The sequence below is a fragment of the Flexivirga oryzae genome (genome assembly GCF_014190805.1).
GTDB classification, from domain to species: Bacteria; Actinomycetota; Actinomycetes; order Actinomycetales; family Dermatophilaceae; genus Flexivirga; species Flexivirga oryzae.
In genome coordinates this window covers 2,063,276-2,080,827 of sequence record NZ_JACHVQ010000001.1, presented here as the reverse complement: position 1 = coordinate 2,080,827, position 17,552 = coordinate 2,063,276, and the positions used below count along the sequence as shown (strand labels likewise).

Below are 17,552 nucleotides of genomic sequence, written 5' to 3'. Positions count from 1 at the left end.
GGGGAGACTCCGGCACGCCGCGCACGCGCCCGGCACGGCCAGCCACGCGCCTATTCGTCGCTCGCGCGACTAGCTTCCTCCAGCACGCGCTGGGCGATCCGGAAGGCCGTATTGGCGTCCGGCACCCCGCAATAGATCGCGCTCTGCAGCAGGACTTCCTTGATCTCCTCGACGCTCAGCCCGTTGGTGAGCGCCGCGCGCACATGCATCGCGAGCTCGTCGTGGTGCCCGCGCGCGATCATGGCGGTGAGCACGGCGATCGAGCGTTCGCGGCGGGACAGTCCCGGCCGCGCCCAGATGCCACCCCACGCGTAATCGGTGATGAACGCTTGGAAGTCGCGTGTGAAGTCCGTGATGCCCGCGTTCGCCCGGTCGACGTGAGCTCCGCCGAGGACCTCCCGGCGCACGCCCATTCCGGCTTCGGAGCGGTCGGCAATCGTGGTGGGGGAGAGCGGCTTTCCGGCTACTTCTCGTATGGCGCGAGCGACCTCTTCCGGAGCCTCGACCGGCGCCTGGTGGCCCACGTGATCGAGTATGACGAGCCGGCCGTCGGCCACACCGTGTGCCAGGGCGGCCATGCTCGCGACCGGCGCCGCTTCGTCGTAGGCTCCGGCGATCGCGATCACCGGAGCCTCGATGCGGCCGAGCTGCGCGCGGATGTCGAACGTGGCCAGTGCGTCGCAGACAGCGGCGTACCCGAAGCGGTCGGCCTCCTGCAACGAATGCAGCAGTGCGGCAACGACGTCCGAATGTTGTTCGATGAATCCCGGTGCGAACCACCGCTTCGCCGAACCCTCCACCATGACGGGTGTGCCTGAGACACGGACCTTTTCGGCCCGCTCCCGCCACATCGACTCATCCGCGAAGCGAGGCACGGTGCAGGCAAGCACGGCGCCGGTGACACGGCCCCGGTGGTCGAGCAGTAGTTGCTGGCCGACGGCACCGCCGACGGAGTCACCGGCATACACGAAGCTCCCGCTCGGCTCACCCCGCTCGGACAGCACACCGTCCACGAACTGCAGCACACCATCGGCCAGCTCATGCATGGTCAGCCCTGCCTCGGCCGGCCCATGGCTGTAACCGTGGCCCGGGAGATCCCATGCCACGACGTGGAATTCGTTGCTGAGTAGCTCCGCGGTGGTCGACCAGAGCGCAGTCGCTGACGTACCGAGGGATGGGCCGCACACCAGCAGAGGCAGGTCGGTCGAGCCACCGAGCTGGGCGCCGGCGATGGTGGGAACGGTCATTGTGCTCCTCCTGATCGGGCACGCTCCAGGACCGCGTCGATGATGGAGTCGGAGCTGCCCAGATAGTGCGTTGGGTCGTCGTCGATGTCGCCGCCTCGTCCGACGAAGCCGGCCAGATTGCGTTCTTCGGCGAGCAGTGCTGTGCCTGCGGAGCTGACCAGCCTGGCCATCCGGCCGGTGTCGACGTGCAGTCCGGCGAGAAGTTCGGTGGTCTGCGCAGCGGCGGTGAGGGTATGACGCCCGAGCGCCGCCAGCGTCTGCCACTCGGTGTGCCACGCGCCGTCGGCGCGCTCATCGACGAATTCGGCTGCTGCCAGGTGCAATTGCGCAGCGAGGCCCGGTGCGGCGAGAGCGGCGCGCCGGATCAGGACAGACATGATCGGATTCACCTTGTGCGGCATGGTTGACGAACCACCGCGTCCGACCTCGGCCGGTTCGGCGAGCTCGGCGATCTCGGGGCGAGCGAGCACCAGCACGTCGCGCGCGATCCGGCCCCAGGCATCGGTGGCGCGGGTCAACGCGTCGCCCGCGCGGGTGATCGGCGCCCTTGTGGTGTGCCACGGCGCCGACCACGGCAACTCCAACCGGTTCGCGGCCGAACGCGCCAGCGCAACAGCGTCTCCACGCCCATCCGTCAGCCGCAGCAGCAGATCCGGTCCGGCCAACGTCCCAGCAGCTCCACCGAACTGCGCAGGCAGCCCGTCCCGCGCTGCACGCAGGTCGTCACGTGCGTCCAGGAGACCGAGCAACCACTGGGCCGCCTTGAGTCCGAACGTGATCGGGACCGCGTGCTGTGTCAGGGTCCGTCCCGCCATCACGGCGTGACGGTTGCTCTCGGCCAGCCCGGACAACGCCTCAACCTGCTGGTCCAGCAGCTGCAGCACCGCGTCCGCGCATCCTCGCAACGCGAGAACGAGTGCCGTGTCGAGCGTGTCCTGGCTGGTCAGTCCCCGGTGCACCCAGCGTGCGGCCTCGGGCCGGTCGGCCAGCGCCTCCCGGACGGCAGCAAGGAGCGGGATCACCGGGTTGCCACCGGCCTCGGAGGCGACTGCCAGTGCGGTCGGATCAACGCGTCCCACGGCATCTTCGAGGTCGACGGCCGCTGTGGCCGGTGCCACGTCGGCGGCGGACAATGCTGCCAGCCAAGCGGTTTCGACGCGCAGCATGCATCGGATGACTTCGTCATCGGAGAAGTGGTCACCCGCCCGGTGGTCGCCGGGCCAGAGCAGGTCGGCCATCACTCGTCGCCGTAGCTGAGGAACACCGTCTCGTCGTCACCCTGCAGATGTATGTCGAAAACCAGCCCCTGCTCGTCAGCCCGCGCGATGAGTGTCTCGCGACGGTCTTGCGGGAGCGAGGACAGGAACGGGTCGGCCGCCGCTGCATCGGCACCCAGCGGCAGATAGGCCCGGGTGAGCAGGCGGTGCAGCAGACCTCTGGCGAAGACGGTGACGGCGAAGAACGGTGCGGCGCCCTCCTCGGTGGGGCCCGGCCGGACGGTGGTGAAGGAGTAGTGCCCGTCCGGGCCCACGGCGACCCGGCCGAAGCCGGTGAACGTCCAGCCATCACGTGAGCGGGACCCGGGAACCCTTGGCACAACGCCATTTTCGCTGGCCTGCCAGATTTCGATCAGGGCGTCGGGAATGGGGTCACCGGCTCCGTCATACACCGTACCGTGCAGTCGGATCGCGCTCGGGTGGCTGGTCGGCACCAGATCGGCGCCGCCGTCGTACGGCAGCGCATAACCGAAGAAGGGGCCGACGGTCTGACCCGGGGTGGGTGGCAGTTTGCTCATCTCAGTTCTCCTCCATCGGCGTCGGGTGGCCGCCGGTCAGGACGATGTCCCAGTTGTAGCCGGTGGCCCACTCGTGCTGCGTCACGTCGTGGTTGTAGGTGGCGACCAGCCGGTCGCGGGCAACCGGGTCGAGGATCGACTGGTAGATCGGGTCGAGCGCGAAGAGCGGATCACCGGGGAAGTACATCTGGGTGACGAGTCGCTGGGTGAAGTCGGTGCCGAAGAGCGAGAAGTGGATGTGGGCCGGGCGCCACGCATTGTGGTGGTTCTTCCACGGGTAGGGGCCGGGTTTGATCGTGGTGAACGTGTAGCGCCCGTCGCCGTCGGTGATCGTGCGGCCGACACCGGTGAAGTTGGGATCGATCGGCGCCGGGTGCTGGTCGCGCAGGTGGATGTAGCGGCCCGCCGCGTTCGCCTGCCAGATCTCGACCAGTTGATGCCGCACGGGTCGTCCGTCGCCGTCGAGCACCCGGCCGGTGACGACGATGCGCTCACCCACCGGTTGGCCGCTGGCCTGGATGGTCAGGTCGGACTCGGCCGCACCGATGTCCCGCTGGCCGAAGACCGGTGTGTAGAGCTCGATCGTCTCCGGGTCGGCGTGCTGCAGTGCCTTGGTCGGATGGCGCAGCAGGCTGCTGCGGTAGGGCGCGTAATCGAGGCGGGGCTGCGTCTCTGGTGCCGTGTCCGGGTCGTAACCCTCTGCGATCGCGGCAATTTCGGTGTTGATAGCCGCCTGGCTGGCCGATGCGGAGTCCGGATCGGCCGCAGGGGCACTGGGTTGCTGGTTCTCGGTCACGGTGCGACCGTAGCGGCGCGGCGGGGGCGCTGACTTGCCCATCCTTCCGCTGAGCGGAAACATGGGGCGCATGGCCGGAAACTCCTCCACCGCCGGGCGCTCCGTCACCAGCCGCGCACTCGCCCTGCTGGGAGCATTCGACGAGCGTCATCGAGAGCTGAACCTCAGCGATCTGGCATCCCGTGCCGAGCTCCCGCTCGCCACCGCTCACCGACTCGTCGGGGACCTGGTCGAGTGGGGTGCGCTCAGCCGTACGCCCGCCGGTTACGTGGTCGGCAGCCGGTTGTGGGACGTGGGGTTGCTCGCGCCGATGAACACCGGCCTCCGAGCGGTCGCCTCGCCATACCTGCAGGACTTGTATGGCGCGACTCTCGCGACCGTGCACCTGGCGATCCGCGACGGGCGACACGTGCTCTACGTGGAGCGACTGTCGGGGCACGCCTCGGTGCCCGTCGTCAGCACCGTCGGATCGCGGCTTCCCCTGCACGCGACCGGCGTCGGGAAAGTGCTCCTGGCATTCGCGCCGCCTGAGGTGCGGTCGGGAGTGTTGGCCGACCTGCCCAGAGTCACTCGCTACACGATCACGGAGCCGGGCCGGCTGCAGACGCAGCTCGACAAGGTGCTCCGGGAGGACTTCGCGACCACGCAGGAGGAGATGAGTCTGGGCGCGTGCTCTGCTGCCGTCCCGATCCGGGTGGGCGGTGAGGTCATCGCGGCCCTCGGCGTCGTCGTGCCGTCCCTGAAGCGGGACCAGGCGCGGCTGGTCAGTGCGCTGCAAGTGGCCGCACGGGGCATCGGTCGGAGCATGGGTCGGTCCTGAGGCCGGACTACTTCCACTGAGCGGAAGTCAGCCGTAGCGGTGGCAGCTCGTCGGTCCGGAGAATGCGGCCATGGCAGACACGCACACGACCAGCCGCACCCGGATCGGCATCGTGGGGGCCGGCCCCGCGGGGCTGATGCTCTCCCACCTGCTCGCCGTCGCCGGCATCGACTCGGTCGCGATCGACCTGCGCAGCCGGGAGGAGATCGAGCACACCCACCGCGCCGGGATCCTCGAGCAGGGCTCGGTGGACCTGCTGCTCGACAGCGGTGTCTCGGACCGGGTGCATCGCGACGGTTACCGGCACGACGGCATCGAGCTCGCGTTCGGTGGCGGTGGTCACCGCATCGACTTCCAGGGCCTGGTGGGTGCGTCGACACAGCTCTACCCGCAGACCGACGTCTTCATCGACCTGGCCGACGCGCGTGAACGCGACGGCGGCGACGTGCGTTTCGGGGTGACCGACGTCTCGGTCGGCGACCTGACCACCGACTCGCCGGTGATGCGGTTCACCGACGCGGACGGCAGCGCACACGAGATCCGCTGCGACTTCCTCGTCGGCGCGGACGGTTCGCGCAGTCTGTGCCGGCACCAGGTCCCCGACAGCGAATGCACGCAATACTTCCGCGAGTATCCGTTCGCCTGGTTCGGGATCCTGACCGAGGCTCCACCGAGCGCGCCGGAGTTGATCTACAACCACTCGCCGCACGGTTTCGCGTTGATCAGCCAACGCACCGAAACGCTGCAACGCATGTATTTCCAGTGCGATCCGACCGAGAACGTCGACGAGTGGTCCGACGACCGCATCTGGGAGCAACTGCAACGCCGGCTCAATGCCAACGGCTACACACTCAAGGAAGGGCCGATCACCTCCAAGACGGTGCTGCCCTTCCGCAGCTTCGTCCAGGAGCCGATGCACTACGGACACCTGGTGCTGGCCGGTGACGCAGCGCACACGGTGCCACCGACGGGTGCCAAGGGCCTCAACCTCGCTCTCGCCGACGTGCGAGTGCTGGCGGAGGAGCTCGAGCGCGCCGTGCGCAACAAGGACGCCACGCCGCTTGCGACATACACCCAGCGTGCCGTGGCACGGGTCTGGAAGGCGCAGCACTTCTCCTACTGGATGACCACGATGCTGCACACGTTGCCCGACGCGACACCGTTCGACGTACGTCGCCAAGAGGGTGAGCTCGCCTCGGTGACCGGCTCGGTCCACGGCTCTACCTACCTGGCCGAGTGTTACACCGGCTGGCCGGGGGAGCGCTGAGCATGACTCTGCCGAAACAGGATCCGACGGCGAACCATGTCGGCCAGGACGTCACCGGCTACTTGCCGGACTCGTCCCGGGTTATCGGGGTGTCCGGTTTCCGCCCCGAGGACGACGCGGTATGGCGCCTCGCGGTCCCGCACCTGCACGTGCGCAGCAACGACGCCCACACGGCGTATTCCTACGGTCTGGCGAAGGCTCTGTGCGACCTGCATCCCGAGGCCGATCGTGACGTGGTGCTGCCCGCGATCATCCTGCACGACACAGGGTGGTCGCGTGTGCCCGAGGACGAGGTGCTCGAGGCGATCCGGCCGGGCGGCGGGCGCAAGGACCTGGTGCTGTTGCACGAGAAGGAAGGGGCCGCGATCGCGCGCGACGTCCTCGGGCAACTCGGCCGCGACCCGGAGCAGATCGAGGAGATCGTCCAGATCGTCGACGGACACGACAGCCGCCTGACCTCGTTGTCGCTCAACGACTCACTGGTGAAGGACGCCGACAAGCTGTGGCGGCTGACGCCGCACGGCGTCGACACGGTCATGGACTGGTTCGGCCTCACCCGGGGACAGGCCCACCTGTTGATCGGCAGTCGGGTACACGAGCATCTCTTCACCGACGCGGCTCGCACGATCGCCCGCGGGCTGGCATCGGTCGCCACGATCGACAGCACCCCACAGCGCTTGGCGTTGGGCTGAAGTCGGCCGCCAACAGCCGTTGGCCGGAGCCAGATTCAGCTGCCGCCCAGCACACAGGCCCCTGCCGTCGCGATGTCATGGTCCTGCTCGGCACTGCCACCGGAGACCCCGATCGCGCCGATCACCTCGTCACCCGCAGCGATGGGGACACCGCCTCCGAACACCGTGAGGCGGTCGGTCTTGACGATGCCGTGTCGCAGCGGTGCGTCGTCGCGGATGAGATCCCACCACTCACGCGTCGCGAGTCCCTTGAACGCCACGACCGAGTAGGCCTTGTCCTGGGCGAGCTGCGCCGACATGAGCGGGGCGTCGTCCTGACGGGCGAAGCTGACGAGGTTGCCGCCGCGATCGGTCACTGCAACACACACCGGCACACCGATCTCGTCGGCGTGGCGCAGCGCAGCCTGCAAAGCGTGTTCGGCACCCGTGAGCGTGATGCACGGCCGGTTCGAAACGTCCGTCATCGCTCGAGACCCGCGGTCATTGCTCATCGATCTGCAGGATGACAGCCTTCGGTTCGGTGAAGAACTCCCGGCTGAAGTTGCCGCCTTCTCGGCCGATCCCCGAGCGTTTGGTGCCGCCGAACGGGGCCCGAAGGTCACGGACGAAGTAGCAGTTGACCCAGACCGTTCCGACTTGGAGTTGCGCTGCGACCCGGTGTGCGCGATGCACGTTCTCAGTGAAAAGCTGTGCATCCAGGCCGTATTCGGAGTTGTTCGCGAGTGCGACGACTTCGTCCTCGGTGTCGAACGGCTCGACCACCACCACTGGGCCGAAGATCTCCTCCTGCACGTGTTTGGCGTCGCGGGGCATGCCGACCACGATGGTGGGCTTGACGAACCAGCCGTCGCCGAGACCACCGGTCGCGATCGTGCCGCCCTCGGACTCGATCGTCTCGACATACCCACGGACCTTCTCGAAGTGTTCCTGGGAGGCGAGCGGGCCGAATTCCGTCTCGGGGTCCAGCGGGTCGCCGAATCGCATCGCCTCCGCGGCAGCCACGAACCGGGTCACGAACTCGTCGTGGATCTCCCGCTGGACGTAGAGGCGCGACCCGGAGAGGCAGACCTGCCCGGCGTTGCGGAAGATCGACTGGATCGACCAGCTGACCGCATTGTCGAGGTCGGCATCGGCGAAAACGATGTTGGGGTTCTTCCCCCCGAGCTCGAGACTCACCGGGATGAGGTTGTCCATGGCGGCCTTGCCGATGATCTTGCCGGTGCCGGACTCACCGGTGAAGGTGATGCGGTTGACACGCGGATCCTCGGTCAGTGCCGATCCGGCGGAGTTCGGTCCATAACCGTGCACGACGTTGAACACGCCCGGGGGTAGTCCGGCTTCCAGAGCGAGCCTGGCCATGATCGTCGCGGACGTCGGGGTGTCTTCGGCTGGTTTGAGCACCACGGTGTTACCCCAGGCGAGCGCCGGCGCGACCTTCCACGTTTCGAGCATGAGGGGGAAGTTCCACGGTGCGATCGCGACCACGACCCCGGCCGGCTCGAACCGGGTGTAGGCGTGGTGCCCGCTGTCCATGGGCAGTGTCTCCGCGGTCGAGACCTTGGCGTGCTGGGCGAAGAACCGGAAGTTCCACGCAGCCCTGGCGACGTCGTTGCGGCACTGCGCCAGCGGCTTGCCCATGTCCCGGCTGTCAGCCTGGCCGAGCTCGTCCGCGTGTTCCTCCATCAGATCGGCGAGCCGGCCGAGCAACCGCTCACGTTCCGTGAACCCCAACTTCGGCCAGGGTCCCTCGTCGAACGCCCGGCGTGCGGCGGCGATCGCCAGCTCGGCCTCCGGTCTGCCGCCCAGGGCGACGCGAGCCCACGGCTCACGCGTCCACGGGTTGACCGTGTCGAACCGCTCTGCGTTGTCCGACTCGACTTCCTTGCCGTCGATGATGTGCCCGAAGAAGGGCAGCTCCGTGGACTCGGTCATCTGCTTTCACCTTCTGTTTCGGCGTCTGGGATCGTGGCGGCAGGCGAGTCGGCCCGCTCTGCAATGGTCTGGTCGCCCGCCGCGAAATGAGTGCGGGGTATCTCGCGGACGATCACCCGCACCGATGACGCCGGTGCATCGACACTTGTCACGACCGCCTCGGTCAGTGCGCTGATCATCCGGCGCAGTTGCTGTGGGCTCCTGCCCTCGGTCAGCGTGATGTCGACGATCGGCATCACGCACCACCGGACAGATGCACCGCACCGAGGTTGGTGAAACGCAGGTCGATGGAGCACCCCGGTGGTGCGAGAACCGCGTCCGTCATACCGCCGGTGAGCACGATCCAGCCGGGTTCGATCCCACGTCCGCGGCGCGCGAGCTCATTGGCCGCCAGGGCCAGTGCCTCGCCGGGATGTCCGAGGATCGCCGCCCCGGTCGCCGAGTCCACGAAGGCGTCGTCGACCTCGACGCGAACCTCTTCGGCGCTGATGTCGAACGCGCGCGGCGCGAGTCCGGCCGGATTCATGACGAAGGCGCCGGAGGAGGCGTTGTCGGCGACGACGTCACCGGCCCGGAACCGAAACTTCGTGTATCGGCTGTCGATCACCTCGGCGCCCGCGTGCACCGTTCCGACTGCGGCCATTGCGCTTTCGGCGGTGACACCTGGTCCGTCCAAACGATCTGCCATCACGAACACCAGCTCCGGCTCGACCCGAGGGTGGATCAGTTTCTGTTGCGGGACCGGATCCCCGGGCGTGAGCATCATGGCGTCGGTGAGCCAGGCCACGAACGGGGTCTCGACACCCATCCGTTCCTGCTTCGCCTTGCTGGTCAGACCGAGCTTGATGCCGACGACCTGCTCCCCGCGCCGGATCCGTTCCTCGAGGTTGCGGTCCTGAATGGTGTAGCCGGTGTCCACGTCGAGTTCGGGCCACACATCGGTGAAGGGTTCGCGGTCACGCCGCTCGTCCTCGCACGCGAGCAGCTCAGCCGCTGCTGTCGTGACGTCCCAGACTCTGTCCGGGGATTGCGCGATGCCCATGGGACTCCAATCGCTCGGCCTGCGTTGCGGCATTCGGGATGTCGGCCACGATATGACCGAACAGGGCCCACTCACCGGGGTCGTTCCGCCCTCGGGAACACCCCGTAGAGCTGCTGGTCAGAGGCAGAGGGCGGCGGACAACTGCTTGGCCGCGCCCTGCACCAGGCGGGCAGTCGCACCGAGGCTGCCGGCCAGCACTGCTGAGGGGGCAGCGATCGAGATGGCGGCCCGAGCGGTACGTCTGTGGTCGAGGATGGGCGCCGCGACGGAGCTGTAACCTTCGACGGCCTCTTCGACGTTCGTCGCGTAGTTCTGCACGCGGACCCGGTCCAACGCGGACAGGTATCCGCGGGTGTCATGGATCGATGCAGCCGTGAACCGAGGGAATCCGGCGGCAGTGCGGGCATGCTCGAAGATCGGGGAGTATGCCGCCATCACCTTTCCGCTCGACGTGCAATGCGACGGCAGCCGTCGGCCGACGGAAATGAGTTCGGCGCAGTTCCTGCCGAGCAGCCGCTCCAGATAGACGACCTCGGCTCCTTCCCACACCGACAGGTGCACGGTCGCACCCGTCATCCGTTGCAGCTGCTGCATGGTCGGCAGTGCGCGAGATCGGATCGTGTTGCGTTCCAGGGCGAGCTGACCCAGGGCGAAGGTGTGCATGCCCAGGCGGTAGCGGCGCTGGTCGGCCGAACGCTCCAGCAGGCCGCGGGAGGTCAGCGTGGTGACCAGGCGGTGCGCGGTGCTCTTGGCGACACCGATGCGTCGCGCGATCTCGGTGATGCCGAGCTCGGGATCGGTGGCAAAACAGTCCAGCACGTCGAGCGCGGACGCGACCGACTGCACGCCGCCGTCAACAGGTGTGTGGGACGAACCCGGCTCGTTGCGAGACATCGATGACCCTCTTTCGCATCGGATCGGTCGAGCACAGAGTCTCACGGACTGGGCACGTTCGGCTCCGATCGAACCCCGCTCAGTGGAACTCCGTGGTCAGTGTTTGAGCAGCGGGCTCTTCAGCCCGCCGGAATTCTTGTCGGATTCGTCGAAGAAGTCCTCGTGGAAGATGTCCCGCGGGAAGAGCCGCTTGCGCATCAGCAGTTTCGTCGCAGCTTGCACCATGGGCGGCGGGCCGCACACGTAGGCCACGTGTTCGCGCAGCCGATCGAACTGCTCGTCCAGGACCTCGGTCACCAGGCCCCGCGGCCCGTCCCACTCCTCGTCGGACAGACAGGGGTAGTAGTGCAATCGGTCCGGATGTTGCGCGGCCAGTGACCGCAACTCTTCCACGGCGTACAGGTCCACTTCTTGCCGAGCGCCTTGGAACAGGTGCAGTTCGTGAGTCGTCGAGGGGTCGCTCAGGATGTGCCGGATCATCGACAGGATGGGGGCCAACCCGGTCCCACCCGCGATCATGATCACCTTCTCCTCCCGGGCCGGGCGGAACACGAACCGGCCGTAGGGTCCGGACAGCTCCACCTGGTCGCCGACGGCCAGGTTCTTGAAAACCCAGCCGTCCGAGGCCAATCCGCCAGGGGTCCGGCGGATGTTCAGTTCGATCGCCTCCGGTTGCGACGGCGGATTGGCCATGGAGTACGTGCGGGTGCAGTCCTGTCCCGGCACGGTGATCGAGACGTACTGGCCCGCGGAGAACTCCATCGGCGAGTCCAGACCGATCCGCACGAGACGTGTCTCGCGTGCGATGTCGCTGATCTCGGTCACCGTGCCGACGAAGTCGCGCACCGGTGAGAACTCCAGCCCTTCCTCGGCCTCGATGTCTCCCTCGATGGTCACGTCACTGCGCGGACACGCCTGGCACAGCAGCAGCTTGCCCTCTGTACGTTCGAAGTCCATCAGCGCGAACGCTGAGGCGTCGCCGTGGTCCACGTCGCCGTCGAGCAGATCTGCCTTGCACGTCGCACAAGTCCCGTGGGTGCAGGAGTGCGGCATCCAGATGCCGTTGCGCAGGCAGGCATCGAGCAGGTTCTGGTCCTCGCGGCAAGCGATCTGCCGGCCGATCGGTTCAACGGTGACTGTGTGGGTGGTGACCATGGTTCAACTCCGGGGAAGGACGGGGCAGTGACGGATGGATGGGTGACGGAGGTCAGGTGACGATCGAGGTGAAGCGCTCGTTGAGCTCGCGCCCGATGTAGAAGATCCCTTTCGCCAGCTGATCCGCGGTCCAGGTGATCGGCGGTGAGTCCGCGAATGTCTGGTAACCACCGGAGAAGACCTCGTTCCGGTTTCCGGACGGATCGAAGAAATAGATCGTCTCGCCTCGCGTGATGCCGTGCTGGGTCGGGCCCACATCGACCGACACGTCGTCCATGGCGAAGATGCCGCCGGCATGCTTGATGGCGGTCCAATCGGTCAGGTTGTAGGCGAAGTGGTGCAACTTGCCGTTCTCACCCTTGATGAACGCAATGTCGTGCGGAGTGTTCGTGCACGACATCCAGGAACCGATCAGATCACCGTCGTCGAGCTCGGTGACCACGCGTTCGACGGGCCGGAAGCCCAGCACCTCGGAGAAGAAGCGCTCCTGGGCCGCCGGGTCCTCGCAGGTGATGAGGGCATGGTCGATGCGCGGCACACCGACCCCGACGAGGTGCCGGGGAAACGGGTCCGGGTTGAGCAGCCCGACCTCGGTGCCCACGTAGTCGATCTCGTGGTAGAGCTCCACGACGTGCTCGGACGGCAGGACGATTCGCACACCGTCCCCGACGGCGACATTCGAGCCGGTGGACATCCGTTCGGTGATGCATCCGAAATTCTGCGCGCGGTTCTCGATCGCGTCCAGGTCGGTGGACTTCTCGACCTTGTAGCCGAGCTTGACCAGACCGACGCCACCCTCCTCCAGCACCACGGAGTGATGGTCGAACTCGTCCCAGCCCTTGTAGTAGATCTGGTTCGGGGTCTCGTGGACCACCTTCATCCCCAGCGTCTCCCCGTAGTGGAACCGGGAAGCTTCCAGGTCGGTCACTCGCACATGCACGTAACCGAGTCGCATGACTCCCATCAGCATGATCCTTTCGTCGAATCGGCCCCGTAGATGGAGGCCAGCAAGGTTGAACAGCAGCGCAGCTTGTCGTCGCGCAGTTGGATGGTGATGTCGCCGCGCGGCACCGCGCGGCACGGCAGGCAGGCGCCCGTCGCCCGCTCGCCATCGGTGAGGGTCGTGTCCGAGACCGCGACGGGGTAGTCGACCTCGCCGTCGAGCAGATCGGCCTTGCAGATCCCGCAGCCGCCGCGCCGACAGCCGACCCGGAATCCATAGCCGGACCGCGAGAGCGCCTGGAGGACCGTCTCGCCCTCCCGGGTGTCGGTGCGTATGCCGTCAGGCTGAATGGTCACCGACGGCATACGAGCTCACCTCGAAGGACAGCAGCGACTTGTGGCCGATGCCCTGGTCCTGCAACGGCAGGCTGGGGTCGGGTTCGAAGTCGACCAGGTCCAGTTGGTAGGACTGTTCGGACCCCGGTATGAAGTCCGGGTCAGCGCCCGCCCACGGTTCCAGGACGGTGGTGACGAACTCCTCGAACGAGATCGTCTTCGGGACCCGGAACGTCCCGGCGGAGCAAACGAACGGGTTCCCGCGCCACAGCACATGCAGGAGCTGGTCGTCGCCATACAGTTCCGCGCGTGAGCGCGACGGGAACGAGTACTCACCGTTGATCGATCGAACGCCCATGTCAGCTACCTACCTCGATCTCTGCGTGCCATTTCTGCCAGTCCTGCTGGTCGAGCGACCCGACGTATTCGCCGCTGTCGCCGTCCTGCAGGCCGTACCAGGCGAGGACGTCGGGAATGGTCGGTCCACCGCAGGTGCCCTGCAGGATCTGGTGCACGGGAAGCCATGCCTGCACGTACTTCTCCGGTTCTCGCTCGAAGATCCACTGGCATCCGTCGGAGCAGGTGTGGTATCGCTCGCCCTCGTAGAGGTTCTCGCGCTGCGCGATCGTGGTCGGGTCTCCCGGCTCCGTGAAGAGCATCGGGACCTGACAGACCTGACACAGCTGGGGCAGACCGCCGCTGAAGTAGCGCCCGCCGCCCTCCTGGATCCGGGCTGCCTTGTCCCACAGCGGCCGGAAGTACTTGTCGAACGTGTCGGGATACTGCTCGGACAGCCAGTCCAGGTGCTCGGCGTCCGGCACGGTCGTGGTGAACGCGGCTGCATGCGAGAACTGGTAGAGCGTCCAGGCGACCTGGTGGGACAGGATCTCCTTCTCGCCGATCGCCTGATCGACGTGCTTGGGCGGGCGGATGCCGTAGAACTCCAGGTCGGCGAAGAGCCCTCCGAGCATCTGCTCCTCGAAGTACAGCTCGAACGATTCCTTCCAACTCATCACCTTGCGCGGCAGCATGTAGTCGAGCATCTGGGCGATGAGTGACACCAGGCGATAACCGCGCCAGAACCACTTGTCGATCCACGCCTGCACCAGAGGCACGTTGTCCTCGTCCTGCTCGAGCAGGAACTTGATGGCCTCCAGGCCGAGGGTCATGTGCCGGCTCTCGTCGCTCTGCGCCGAGAAGCCGAACGTCATCGTCGGCACGTCTCCGTTGAAGCTGGCGCCGCTCATGAACGGCACGAACAAGAGGTTGGTCAGCAGGTATTCGAACGAGAACGAGATCGCGATGAGGAACTCGAATGGCCCTGCGCTCATTGCGTCTTCGAAGAACGACTTGGGCACGGACAGATACCAGACGCGGTCGAACTGCTGTGGCCAGCTGTGCATCCCGCCGAACATCTTGTTGTATGACGACAGCGTGTGCACCTCGGTCTGGGTGTGCCGCAACTCGTCGATCGACTGGCACAGCGCCGCGAAGCGCGGGCCTGGGCCGTCGTAATACCGTGCCAGATAGGCGAAGTGCCGGTGTGCCGCGTATTCCAGTGGGGTGACACCCTGCAGGAAGAGTTTCATCGCGTTGACGTACTTGGCGTCCGACAGGGACAGGTGCCCCTGGCCCTGGACGAACCCATCGATGACGGCGTAGAGGCGCTTGTCCTTCTCCGCCTGGTACTTGAAGTAGGAGTCGACGGTCAGCCGGAACGGATCATCCCACTTGGACCAGTCGTGGACCTTGATGCCCTCGAATCTGGTGTACGGGTAGACCTGTTCGGCGTCGACATACGTCGGCGTCCAGTCGAGGCCGCGCGTCAGCGCGGAGTAGCGCTGCTGCATGGAAAGCTTCTTGCTCATTCGTGTGCTCCTTGGGGTCGGGATGCGCCGACGTCAGTGCTGCCAGCCGATGACGATCTGGTCGTCGTCCCACTCGGCGATCTGACCGAAGTAGGAGACGATGGCGAGCTGGAACTCGTGGGTCTCCCACGGGCGTCCGAGTCGCTGCTCGACGGAGTCGCGGTTGATGACCATCCGGCCCGGAGCCTGGACGCGCATCAGCCCGGGCATCGAAGTGACGACGGCCTCGGGATTGTCCGCCGAGATCGCCTCGACCAGGAACCGGTTGTCGTCGCTGCCTTCCTGGAGGTCGAACCCGACCTTGCGAGTGCCAGCGGCATTCATGACTGCACCTGCTCCACCAGGCCGAGGTCGTCCAGTTCCTTGCGCACCGAGTCGGCCGTAGTGGTCACGAAGTCCAGCGCGCCACTGCCGACGAGCGCCTCCGTCTTGTCCGCGACGGCCGTCACCGCGTCGATGGCGTGCGGTAGCCAGGTCTGCACGATGGCGGCGAGTTGCTTCCGGTTCGCGGTGCCGTGTGTCGGGTCGGCGATCCACTCGGCGATGAGGGCGTCGAGCCACTTGCGCTGATCGACGTACCAGGTGGCGAAGTGCTGCGCGAGCAGTCCGTATGCCGAGGCGCCTCCGCCGATGGCTGCCTCGTCCAGGTGCCGGTACAGCAGCGGGTAGAGCAGGCGGTCGACCAGGTCGAGGCCGATGGTCGAGACGACCCAGTCCTGCTCGACCAGCAGCTCTTCGATCATCCGGCGCAAGGGTTGCAGGTGCTCCGCACCGATCCAGTGCTCCTTGCCGGCGATCAGGTCCTCGTCGGTGCCTTGACCCAGGCTGATGCCGATCCTGCTGATCATCTGGGCACTGCCGATCCGGTCGAACGCCGCGTAGGACAGGCACTGCTCGATCGATGCGCCGTAGGCGAATCGGGCGCCGGTCACGCTGATCAGCTGCGCACCGGACTCGTAGTGCCGCAGCGGAACGAGGACGGTTCCGAGCAGGCTCGCCCAGCCGACGGGCAACTTGGTGAGCAGATCACGGTCGTCGATGTAGGCCAGCGACTTCAGAAACGCATCGTGCAGTGCGGCGCGGTTGGTCACGTACGGCGTGTAGTAGAACTGACGAGGATCCCGGTAGGAGTAGGGGTCGGTGAGCCGCACGGCCGAATAGGTCTCGTCGTACAACTCGTGGCTCGGGTCCCAGAGCGGCCGGTAATGGAAGTTCTCCGTCGGCTGGATGTCGAGCGTGCCCTCCTCATATCGGCTCGCGGGCTTGTCGCCAAGCCGGTTGGCGACGTACTGAAAAGTCTGCCGGCGGGGTTCGATGACCCGCTGACGCAGTTCGTACTGCATGTGCACCTCCTGTGGTTCCCGTCACTCTGATGCCTGGAACGCGCCGTCACGGGGGACGTTCCGCGCTGAGGAACGCAACCTCGATCGGGTGCACCGGCCAGCCACAGTGATCACGACGGCGAGTCCCCACCAGGAGGTTCTGATGACGGAGTTCATGACACGAGTCGCAGCCGAGCTTGCGACGCCCACACACGACATAGCGCTGCACGTCCGGGCGGTCGAGAGCAGGTCAACCGGCCACGGAGCTGACCGGCTGGTCGAATTACGTTCTCTCGGAGAGCAATTGGTGTGCGAGGCGAACGCCGTTCTTGCCGAGTCCGGTCGCTCCATTGATCTGGTGGACGAGACCGGCAGCAATCAGCTGGCCTTCACCCTCCGTCTCGGGCAGTGCTGGGCCCGGATCGTCACCTCGTTCGACAAGGGCGTCTCCTGGGGCCACCTGGTCACCCCGGACTCGGTGGGGCCGGACTACGAGCTGGCGGACGAGACGGCCCTGGGGGATCTGATCCTGAGCCTGGTGACCGCCGGTGAGATCCGGTTCGAGTTGAGTGGTGAGCCCGCGTGACGACGACCGAGCGGGAGCAGACCGTCGCCGACCCTGAGATCGGACGATCCGTGGTCGCCGGTGGGATCACCACCAACTATCTCGAGTCCGGTAGTGGTGAGCCCGTCGTGCTGATCCACGGCTCGGGTCCGGGAGTCTCCGCCTATGCGAACTGGCGACTGACGATTCCGGATCTTGCCGAGGGTCTGCACGTGTACGCGCCGGACATGGCGGGTTTCGGGTTCACCGAACGTCGGCCGCACATCGAATACGGGCTGCAGACCTGGGTCGATCAGGCGGTCGGCTTCCTCGATGCGGTCGGGCAGGATCGGGTCGCTCTGGTGGGCAACAGTTTCGGCGGAGCGATCGCGCTGTCCCTGGCGGCGCGGCATCCCGACAGGGTGTCCAAGCTGTGCCTGATGGGCAGCGTGGGTGTGCATTTTGGGCTGACCGAGGGGCTGGACGCCGTCTGGGGCTACGAACCGTCCTTCGATGCGATGCGCCGGCTGATGGACTATTTCGCCTACTCACGGGAGTTGGTCACCGACGAGCTCGCCGAGGTGCGTTACCGGGCAAGCATCCGGCCGGGCTTCCAGGAGTCGTACGGCTCGATGTTCCCGGCACCCCGGCAACGCTGGATCGAGGCTCTCCGGACGCCGGAGAAGCAGATTGCTGAGCTCGACGTCCCGACGCTGATCGTCCATGGACGTGAGGACCGGGTGATCCCGTTACAGAGTTCGTTGCGGCTGCTGGAACTGATTCCGCACGCCCAGCTGCATGTGTTCGGCGAGTGCGGTCACTGGACCCAGATAGAGCACGCCCGGGAGTTCAACGCCCTGCTGTCGGACTTCCTGCGGTCCGAGTAGCGAAGACTCGGCC

Annotated in this window: 21 protein-coding genes; 5 read left to right on the top strand and 16 right to left on the bottom strand. The window is 66.5% G+C overall.

From position 1 onward, the window contains the following. Positions 1-50: 50 nt before the first annotated feature. From pcaDC to pcaH, 4 genes are read right to left on the bottom strand one after another with little or no spacing between them, the layout of a single operon-like run. On the bottom strand, positions 51-1,247 hold the full coding sequence (gene pcaDC, locus FHU39_RS25225; RefSeq protein ID WP_183320163.1) for a bifunctional 3-oxoadipate enol-lactonase/4-carboxymuconolactone decarboxylase PcaDC: 1,197 nt from the start codon (positions 1,245-1,247) through the stop codon (positions 51-53). After that, complete coding sequence (locus FHU39_RS09745; RefSeq protein ID WP_183320162.1) at positions 1,244-2,485, bottom strand: lyase family protein; 1,242 nt, start codon at positions 2,483-2,485, stop codon at positions 1,244-1,246. Before FHU39_RS09745 ends, pcaDC begins: the two co-directional genes overlap by 4 nt. Beyond that, on the bottom strand, positions 2,485-3,042 hold the full coding sequence (pcaG, locus tag FHU39_RS09740) for a protocatechuate 3,4-dioxygenase subunit alpha (RefSeq protein WP_183320161.1): 558 nt from the start codon (positions 3,040-3,042) through the stop codon (positions 2,485-2,487). The genes FHU39_RS09745 and pcaG overlap by 1 nt, the downstream gene beginning before the upstream one ends. Position 3,043: 1 nt before the next feature. Further along, positions 3,044-3,838, bottom strand: coding sequence for a protocatechuate 3,4-dioxygenase subunit beta (gene pcaH, locus FHU39_RS09735; RefSeq protein WP_343065801.1), 795 nt, complete (start codon positions 3,836-3,838; stop codon positions 3,044-3,046). A gap of 70 nt (positions 3,839-3,908) precedes the next feature. Here pcaH and FHU39_RS09730 point away from each other — a divergent pair, with 70 nt between their 5' ends. The 3 genes from FHU39_RS09730 (at position 3,909) to FHU39_RS09720 (ending at position 6,617) form a co-directional block, all read left to right on the top strand. Continuing rightward, complete coding sequence (locus FHU39_RS09730) at positions 3,909-4,658, top strand: IclR family transcriptional regulator (RefSeq protein ID WP_183320160.1); 750 nt, start codon at positions 3,909-3,911, stop codon at positions 4,656-4,658. 70 nt (positions 4,659-4,728) lie between these two features. Continuing rightward, positions 4,729-5,925: a 4-hydroxybenzoate 3-monooxygenase gene (locus FHU39_RS09725; protein ID WP_183320159.1), complete on the top strand. Its 1,197-nt coding sequence runs from the start codon at positions 4,729-4,731 to the stop codon at positions 5,923-5,925. A 2-nt stretch (positions 5,926-5,927) separates the two neighbouring features. Further along, positions 5,928-6,617 (top strand): HD domain-containing protein, encoded by a 690-nt coding sequence (locus FHU39_RS09720; RefSeq protein WP_183320158.1) that lies wholly within the window; start codon positions 5,928-5,930, stop codon positions 6,615-6,617. Positions 6,618-6,652: 35 nt separating this feature from the next. Here FHU39_RS09720 and FHU39_RS09715 read toward each other — a convergent pair whose 3' ends face one another. The 12 genes from FHU39_RS09715 to FHU39_RS09660 all read right to left on the bottom strand — a co-directional run bounded on the left by FHU39_RS09715 (position 6,653) and on the right by FHU39_RS09660 (position 16,129). Further along, positions 6,653-7,081 carry a GlcG/HbpS family heme-binding protein gene (locus tag FHU39_RS09715; RefSeq protein WP_183320157.1) on the bottom strand — a complete coding sequence of 143 codons (429 nt, stop codon included), beginning with the start codon at positions 7,079-7,081 and terminating at the stop codon, positions 6,653-6,655. 16 nt (positions 7,082-7,097) lie between these two features. Next, positions 7,098-8,549, bottom strand: coding sequence for an aldehyde dehydrogenase (locus tag FHU39_RS09710; protein WP_183320156.1), 1,452 nt, complete (start codon positions 8,547-8,549; stop codon positions 7,098-7,100). Continuing rightward, a complete protein-coding gene (locus FHU39_RS09705) occupies positions 8,546-8,785 on the bottom strand; it encodes a tautomerase family protein (protein WP_183320155.1) in 240 nt (79 codons plus the stop codon). The genes FHU39_RS09710 and FHU39_RS09705 overlap by 4 nt, the downstream gene beginning before the upstream one ends. Then, the gene (locus tag FHU39_RS09700; protein WP_183320154.1) at positions 8,785-9,591 is read right to left on the bottom strand and encodes a 2-keto-4-pentenoate hydratase; all 807 of its coding nucleotides are present in this window, start codon (positions 9,589-9,591) and stop codon (positions 8,785-8,787) included. The genes FHU39_RS09705 and FHU39_RS09700 overlap by 1 nt, the downstream gene beginning before the upstream one ends. A gap of 117 nt (positions 9,592-9,708) precedes the next feature. Beyond that, positions 9,709-10,485: an IclR family transcriptional regulator gene (locus tag FHU39_RS09695; RefSeq protein WP_183320153.1), complete on the bottom strand. Its 777-nt coding sequence runs from the start codon at positions 10,483-10,485 to the stop codon at positions 9,709-9,711. A gap of 96 nt (positions 10,486-10,581) precedes the next feature. Continuing rightward, positions 10,582-11,640, bottom strand: coding sequence for an NADH:ubiquinone reductase (Na(+)-transporting) subunit F (locus tag FHU39_RS09690; RefSeq protein ID WP_183320152.1), 1,059 nt, complete (start codon positions 11,638-11,640; stop codon positions 10,582-10,584). 52 nt (positions 11,641-11,692) lie between these two features. Then, positions 11,693-12,604 (bottom strand): catechol 2,3-dioxygenase, encoded by a 912-nt coding sequence (locus FHU39_RS09685; RefSeq protein ID WP_183320151.1) that lies wholly within the window; start codon positions 12,602-12,604, stop codon positions 11,693-11,695. Next, positions 12,604-12,948, bottom strand: a complete 345-nt coding sequence (locus tag FHU39_RS09680) for a 2Fe-2S iron-sulfur cluster-binding protein (RefSeq protein WP_183320150.1) — start codon at positions 12,946-12,948, stop codon at positions 12,604-12,606. The genes FHU39_RS09685 and FHU39_RS09680 overlap by 1 nt, the downstream gene beginning before the upstream one ends. Beyond that, positions 12,923-13,276 (bottom strand): phenol hydroxylase subunit P4, encoded by a 354-nt coding sequence (locus FHU39_RS09675; protein ID WP_183320149.1) that lies wholly within the window; start codon positions 13,274-13,276, stop codon positions 12,923-12,925. The genes FHU39_RS09680 and FHU39_RS09675 overlap by 26 nt, the downstream gene beginning before the upstream one ends. Position 13,277: 1 nt before the next feature. Beyond that, a complete protein-coding gene (locus FHU39_RS09670) occupies positions 13,278-14,786 on the bottom strand; it encodes a YHS domain-containing protein (protein WP_183320148.1) in 1,509 nt (502 codons plus the stop codon). A 33-nt stretch (positions 14,787-14,819) separates the two neighbouring features. Further along, positions 14,820-15,110, bottom strand: a complete 291-nt coding sequence (locus FHU39_RS09665) for an MmoB/DmpM family protein (protein ID WP_183320147.1) — start codon at positions 15,108-15,110, stop codon at positions 14,820-14,822. After that, on the bottom strand, positions 15,107-16,129 hold the full coding sequence (locus FHU39_RS09660) for a ferritin family protein (RefSeq protein WP_183320146.1): 1,023 nt from the start codon (positions 16,127-16,129) through the stop codon (positions 15,107-15,109). Before FHU39_RS09660 ends, FHU39_RS09665 begins: the two co-directional genes overlap by 4 nt. 142 nt (positions 16,130-16,271) lie before the next feature. Between FHU39_RS09660 and FHU39_RS09655 the strand changes: the two genes are divergently transcribed. Both FHU39_RS09655 and FHU39_RS09650 read left to right on the top strand, forming a co-directional pair. Next, complete coding sequence (locus FHU39_RS09655; protein WP_183320145.1) at positions 16,272-16,694, top strand: hypothetical protein; 423 nt, start codon at positions 16,272-16,274, stop codon at positions 16,692-16,694. Next, positions 16,691-17,539, top strand: coding sequence for an alpha/beta fold hydrolase (locus FHU39_RS09650; protein ID WP_183320144.1), 849 nt, complete (start codon positions 16,691-16,693; stop codon positions 17,537-17,539). Before FHU39_RS09655 ends, FHU39_RS09650 begins: the two co-directional genes overlap by 4 nt. Positions 17,540-17,552: the final 13 nt, after the last annotated feature.

Coding starts and splice junctions, on each gene's coding strand:
- pcaDC (WP_183320163.1), bottom strand. CDS start 1,247: ATGACCGTTCCCACCATCGCCGGCGCCCAGCTCGGTGGCTCGACCGAC.
- FHU39_RS09745 (WP_183320162.1), bottom strand. CDS start 2,485: ATGGCCGACCTGCTCTGGCCCGGCGACCACCGGGCGGGTGACCACTTC.
- pcaG (WP_183320161.1), bottom strand. CDS start 3,042: ATGAGCAAACTGCCACCCACCCCGGGTCAGACCGTCGGCCCCTTCTTC.
- FHU39_RS09730 (WP_183320160.1), top strand. CDS start 3,909: ATGGCCGGAAACTCCTCCACCGCCGGGCGCTCCGTCACCAGCCGCGCA.
- FHU39_RS09725 (WP_183320159.1), top strand. CDS start 4,729: ATGGCAGACACGCACACGACCAGCCGCACCCGGATCGGCATCGTGGGG.
- FHU39_RS09720 (WP_183320158.1), top strand. CDS start 5,928: ATGACTCTGCCGAAACAGGATCCGACGGCGAACCATGTCGGCCAGGAC.
- FHU39_RS09715 (WP_183320157.1), bottom strand. CDS start 7,081: ATGACGGACGTTTCGAACCGGCCGTGCATCACGCTCACGGGTGCCGAA.
- FHU39_RS09710 (WP_183320156.1), bottom strand. CDS start 8,549: ATGACCGAGTCCACGGAGCTGCCCTTCTTCGGGCACATCATCGACGGC.
- FHU39_RS09705 (WP_183320155.1), bottom strand. CDS start 8,785: ATGCCGATCGTCGACATCACGCTGACCGAGGGCAGGAGCCCACAGCAA.
- FHU39_RS09700 (WP_183320154.1), bottom strand. CDS start 9,591: ATGGGCATCGCGCAATCCCCGGACAGAGTCTGGGACGTCACGACAGCA.
- FHU39_RS09695 (WP_183320153.1), bottom strand. CDS start 10,485: ATGTCTCGCAACGAGCCGGGTTCGTCCCACACACCTGTTGACGGCGGC.
- FHU39_RS09690 (WP_183320152.1), bottom strand. CDS start 11,640: ATGGTCACCACCCACACAGTCACCGTTGAACCGATCGGCCGGCAGATC.
- FHU39_RS09685 (WP_183320151.1), bottom strand. CDS start 12,604: ATGGGAGTCATGCGACTCGGTTACGTGCATGTGCGAGTGACCGACCTG.
- FHU39_RS09680 (WP_183320150.1), bottom strand. CDS start 12,948: ATGCCGTCGGTGACCATTCAGCCTGACGGCATACGCACCGACACCCGG.
- FHU39_RS09675 (WP_183320149.1), bottom strand. CDS start 13,276: ATGGGCGTTCGATCGATCAACGGTGAGTACTCGTTCCCGTCGCGCTCA.
- FHU39_RS09670 (WP_183320148.1), bottom strand. CDS start 14,786: ATGAGCAAGAAGCTTTCCATGCAGCAGCGCTACTCCGCGCTGACGCGC.
- FHU39_RS09665 (WP_183320147.1), bottom strand. CDS start 15,110: ATGAATGCCGCTGGCACTCGCAAGGTCGGGTTCGACCTCCAGGAAGGC.
- FHU39_RS09660 (WP_183320146.1), bottom strand. CDS start 16,129: ATGCAGTACGAACTGCGTCAGCGGGTCATCGAACCCCGCCGGCAGACT.
- FHU39_RS09655 (WP_183320145.1), top strand. CDS start 16,272: ATGACGGAGTTCATGACACGAGTCGCAGCCGAGCTTGCGACGCCCACA.